Below are 5,441 nucleotides of genomic sequence, written 5' to 3'. Positions count from 1 at the left end.
TGTCTTCATGCCTATCTCAAGTTCGCGCAGAGAATCAAAGTGTTTGAGTATGCCGAACAGCATTACGACGAGATGTTGGTAGCCGTCAAAACGCTTCACGTAAGCCTCGCTTCCTTTCGTTTCGTGGCTTATTTGAAGAATTTTCTCTTTGTCGAGTAACTTTAATACTTGACTATAGACCGGCTGTCCGGTAAAATGACTATCTTTGCTCATGGTTATATATTTTTTAGCAAAACAAAGATAATCGAGTAGGAGGTAAACACTAATCATAGGTGTTTATTTCCTACTTTCGTGTTCACCGACCTCTCACACCACCGTACATGCGGTTCCGCATACGGCGGTTCCTATTTTGGGTGCCATTCGAGATACGACCCCATTAAAGTTGCATACCCAGCTGAGCGTAGTCTATTGTTATCTATCGCCCTTGTTAATATAGGACTATCAGCTATTCGCCAATAACCCTTGCGAGTATTACCCCATTCGTATGCTTTGTATTGATTGATACCACATCTAATGAGGTTTACCACTTTTGTCCTGACTTTCTTCCAAGCCTTCCATATACACATGCGTATTCTACGTCTTAACCATTCGTCTGTTTCAAGCAAGAAACGTTTCATATTGGCAAGGTGATAATAACCGACCCAACCTTGTATGTATTCTTTCAGTTTTTGCTTTCTCTTGGCGTATCCCCATCCATTACTGCGACTTGTCAATTCTTTTAGCTTTGACTTCATCTTGGCTTTGGACTTAGAATGCACCGTGAGTTGGCATTTACCTTTCATCACATAAAAGGAGTAGCCGAGGTATTTCATTCCTCGCACATACGACACTACGGTCTTTTCCTTGTTGACTTTGAAATATAGAGTATTCTCTATAAATCGGGTTATAGACTCCTTCACTCGCATTGCAGCCCTTTTGGACTTACAGAATATCATCGAGTCATCGGCATAGCGTACAAAGGGAAGCCCTCTGCGTTCGAGTTCTTTGTCCAATTCGTTGAGCATGATGTTACTCAACAACGGACTTAGCGGTCCTCCTTGGGGAGTTCCTTCTTCGCTCGCTTCAAACAATCCTTTGTTCATTACACCGCTTCGAAGATACTTGTGTATAAGACTGACCACTCTGCCTTCTTTTATCGTACGGCTGAGAATTTCTATGAGTTTACTATGGCTCACAGTGTCGAAGAAACGTTCGAGGTCAAGGTCAACTACATAAATGTAGCCTTCGTTGATTATCCTCTGCGCTCCACGAAGTGCGTCATGGCAGCCTCTTCTCGGACGGAAGCCGTAGCTTGTCTCGGAGAATTGGTTCTCATAAATAGGAGTCAGTACTTGGTTAATGGCTTGTTGCACCAAACGGTCTACTACTGTAGGTATGCCCAAAAGGCGCATCTTGCCGTTGTCTTTGGGTATCTCTACCCTCTTGACTGGGTTCGGACGATAAGAACCGTCAATCAAGGAACAGATGAGCACATCCTTATTGGTTAAGAGCCATGGGAGCAGCTGCTCACACCACATCTTGTCAATACCACCACATCCCTTGTTTCTCATAACAGCCTTGTAGGCTCGGTTGAGATTTACAGGGCTAAGGATTTGCTCAAGAAGGTGTTCCTTGTCAAATGGTACTTCCACGATGTTGTCTTCACACATCCACATGAAGGTCTGCACTCCCCCATACCATTCGGTTTCCGACCTATCTCTTTGGGGACAGCCATTAACTTGGGATAATGTTTTCTGCATTCTTTCCTTCATAAGGTATGTTTCAATTACTATCGCTTAATATATAGGTTCAGCCCTTCATGGAGCGTTATCGAGTACTCCACTACTATGGCGTCTGCTGACTTCTCACGGCAAGCTTTACTCCGCTTCTTTCGTAAAAAAACTATTTGAAACGTCCGTGAGACCTCCTCGGATAAGAACATTATCTTTCCATCTTATACCTACTTCATTTACACCAACCATTCCGAATAGCTATCGGGCTTTGGTTTGTAGTGCAACCTTGCCCATGGTTATATGCCTTGTATGAAGTTTCTGTTCGTTAGGTCAGATGTTTGCCGACAGCTTCCTCCAGATTTCACCTCACGATGAACACCCTTGCTCTTGGCTATGTAATTCCTGCTATTAGGGATTACTCGGGACTTCCACCCGTTAGAAAATGCTCATGCCGAGCGTACAATCAAAAGGACTGACACTTCGTGAAAAGTGTCAGCCCTAATTTATTTTGTTTGAAAAAGTTTTACCGGACAGCAATATTTTTTAATAAGGAAAATAAAGAAATACTATCTATCTCGGTAGACGATAATTCCTACAGGCAAAGAGAGCTTATGGGAGAACACCGCCTTACCCTCTACTTCTCGTTGTCAACACACATATAGATACCTATAGATACGTATGTAGATTATCAAGGAGAACGCTACTCGCTTATATCTTCAGAATCTTTGAAAATAAAGCATAGCCGCCTTTTTGAATACACTATAACCATGGAGAGCGAACAAGCTAAAGCAAAGCTATGGAGGTTTAGGTGTATGTATAAAGCGGAAAACGAACAAAACCTTACAGACGGCAGACTAAAATTCTCACTCACAGCAACACCAAGAGAGCATCTGCAAATGTTCATAGATAACATGAACCTAAGAGACGATGGCTGGGAAATAGGAAAATGCATTCAAGATGTAGAAAAATGTATATCATACAACCATGCTTCTTGTCTATCTGCGTTACAGCAAATGGCAAAGGCGTTTAATACCGAGTTTGAAATTAATGGGAAAAAGTTTCCTTACATAAGGTAGAATATAACGCTGATGCACCCCTACCCTTACAATATGGAGAGGGAAAGGGATTAAAGCCTAACATCGCACGATCACCACAAGCAGAGCTGCCACCTATCAAGCGAGTATATGTGCAAGGGGGCGACAAGAATATAGACAGGAGCAAATATAAAGCCTCACTTTTACATCTACCTATAAACGCACAAATACTTTACGATGGCTTACACTTTGAGGACGAGAAAGGATTTAATAAAGATTCTGCAAAAGCATATATAACCGATAATAAAGGTTATTGTGTTACCTCAAAAGAAAGCACGTATACAGCAGAAGAAAGCCTCGACTGTTCCGAGATTTATCCAAAACGCATTGGCAGGATAGATGAAGTTGTTTGTGTAAACGAAAATAAGCACTTTTACGATTTCATAGATACCTCTATACCACAAGACTTAAACTATGAGGATTATCGTATAGCAGGCGAAAGGATAACCGTTATCTTTCAGTCTGGTATGCTTGCAGGCAAGGAATTTGAAATAAAATACTATCATGAGCCTAAAGAGAACAAACAAGGCAGAAGGTTTGAAATAGTACCGCAAGAGATAGACGGTATAACTATGCCCGATGAAGCCTTCAAGCCTGTGGCTACAGATACGTATATAGTGTATAAATGTGCCTTACCTGATGCTTATATCAACGAGCCTAAGACAAAGCAGGGAGCGGAGTGGGAAATGATGCGTAAAGCTATAAAGTTTCTTTACGAAAGAGAAAAACAAAATTATACTTTTAATGGAACACTCGACGATATCTTTGCTAAAAAGAAATGGGACGAGATAAAAGAAAAACTATGCATCGGTGGATATGTACTATTTACAGATAAAAACATAGAGAAAGAGGGGCTTAAGATACGAATAACATGTATTAAAGATAATATAAACAACCCCTACAGCCCTGAAGTGCAGCTAACAAATACTCCACCCAAAGGAGGAATATCGGCAGCTATACAAGGGTTGCAGTATTCAGAAGTATTAACACAGGAGCAGCACAAAGAGTTAGTACAATTCACAAAACGCCGCTTAAGAACATTAGATGTAGAACAAGTAATGGAAATATTACAAAACTATACTAATAAAAACCTTTTGCGCAAGAATATCCCGGACACAGCAGCGGAGCTGATAACATTCTTGAAAGGTATAGCCTTCAACGGTGATAAGGGCATAGACGCAGACGGACAGGCAAAGCTACTCGATGTAATGCTCAAAACTCTGCAATCTTTCGACTTCGATAAAACCACCGAAACAGGCTTCGGCATTACAAAGCGCAAAGACGGCAAGTACCAGCTATCCATTACCGACATAGTGGTATGGGGTAAGTCGGTATTTAATGAGTTAGAAAAACGCAAGCTATCCTATGTAGGTGGTAACATGGTATTCTCCTCTTGCGGTTCAAAGATTATGCGCGTAGAGGAGCTCACCAACGCTTACCGCTGCTACTTTTATATGGACGACGGCACAACCGCTACTACCAATCTATGGCAAGTGGGCGATCAAGCACGAACCAACTTTTTAATATTAAAGCTGGCAGATACACAGGTGTAGCCAATCGTACCTATTGGCGATTAGTAACAGCCGTAGGCGATAACTATATCGATCTATCCAAAACCGATTGCGAGGAGAATAGCGATGCACCACAAGCCGAAGACACACTTGTACAATTTGGCAATCGCACCGTCTCCGACCGCCAAGCTCTTATTTACGTCATTATCAATGGCAATGAAGCACCAGCTATTATATGGTACGACAGCATTAATTCCTACTCGCTCACCAATAGACGCACAGCAATCATATCACCCAAGCAAGTGATATTTTCCACGAAGCTATATAAGGTGATGAACTATGACGGCAAACTCATACCTATGGAGCTACACTTAGGCGAGTGGCAGCAGGATAAGGCGTATTACTATTATAATAGCGTTTCGCACAGCGGCAGGCAGTGGTTATGTATTGCGCCCGAAGGCAAGGCGGTAACATCAGAACCCACAGAGCATAGCACCGACTGGCAACTACAGGTAGACAAAGGCGAAAGCCCTGTACTGCTCACTATTCTCACAGATCGTGGCAATATCATACGCAATGGGCAGGGCAATGTAACCCTCACAGCTGTACTAACTCAAGAGGGCATAGACATCACAGACACCTATCCCTCTACCGCCTTTTCATGGACACGCTCCAGCGGTAACGCCGAATATGATAAAAATTGGAACGCACGCCACACAGCCGTAGGCAAGACGATAATCATTAACGCCGAAGACGTATGGAAACGTGCCGTCTTCGATTGCATAGTAGAAAAATAAATGTTTAACAAAAAATAACGTAAAATCATGACAACAGTAGCAAGAAATCAAATCACCATTATTGACCTCAACGATGCTAAGCAGGTACACGCCTACTTAGACTCCAGCTTAGGCGACACACAAATTTACAATCCCGACACAAAGGTTTTTACACCCGACTTTGCAAGTACTAATAACAAGGTAATGCCCAAAGTTTACGAAACAGGCAACGCTAACAATCTTATCACAGCTTGTTCCAACTTCCAATACACCATTAACAACAAAGTCTACACCGCTTCCAATTCGGACGCATCATACGTTGTAGGTTCTGACGGCTCATTGACCATT

The 5,441-nt window shown here is 42.2% G+C and carries 5 protein-coding genes and 1 pseudogene; 4 read left to right on the top strand and 2 right to left on the bottom strand.

Annotated elements, in window-relative coordinates:
- Both HMPREF9018_RS08850 and ltrA read right to left on the bottom strand, forming a co-directional pair.
- On the bottom strand, positions 1–270 hold a 270-nt coding region (locus HMPREF9018_RS08850; protein ID WP_232724671.1), incomplete at its 3' end, for a DUF4372 domain-containing protein.
- A 74-nt stretch (positions 271–344) separates the two neighbouring features.
- Positions 345–1,751, bottom strand: a complete 1,407-nt coding sequence (gene ltrA, locus HMPREF9018_RS08845; RefSeq protein ID WP_008450663.1) for a group II intron reverse transcriptase/maturase — start codon at positions 1,749–1,751, stop codon at positions 345–347.
- Positions 1,752–2,479: 728 nt separating this feature from the next.
- On the opposite strand from ltrA, the gene HMPREF9018_RS08840 reads away from it, so the two are divergent.
- The 4 genes and pseudogenes from HMPREF9018_RS08840 to HMPREF9018_RS08825 form a co-directional block, all read left to right on the top strand.
- Complete coding sequence (locus HMPREF9018_RS08840) at positions 2,480–2,788, top strand: hypothetical protein (protein ID WP_008450669.1); 309 nt, start codon at positions 2,480–2,482, stop codon at positions 2,786–2,788.
- Positions 2,789–2,898: 110 nt separating this feature from the next.
- Positions 2,899–4,359: a hypothetical protein gene (locus HMPREF9018_RS08835; RefSeq protein WP_008450665.1), complete on the top strand. Its 1,461-nt coding sequence runs from the start codon at positions 2,899–2,901 to the stop codon at positions 4,357–4,359.
- Entirely contained in the window at positions 4,293–5,114 is an 822-nt protein-coding gene (locus HMPREF9018_RS08830) for a hypothetical protein (protein WP_039864774.1), read from the top strand. The genes HMPREF9018_RS08835 and HMPREF9018_RS08830 overlap by 67 nt, the downstream gene beginning before the upstream one ends.
- Positions 5,115–5,141: 27 nt before the next feature.
- Positions 5,142–5,441: pseudogene (locus HMPREF9018_RS08825) on the top strand (hypothetical protein); the annotation flags it as partial.

Source organism: Prevotella amnii CRIS 21A-A, assembly GCF_000177355.1.
Taxonomy (GTDB): Bacteria; Bacteroidota; Bacteroidia; order Bacteroidales; family Bacteroidaceae; genus Prevotella; species Prevotella amnii.
The sequence above is the reverse complement of the archived record's forward strand: the minus strand, read 5'-3'. Positions and strand labels throughout refer to the sequence as shown.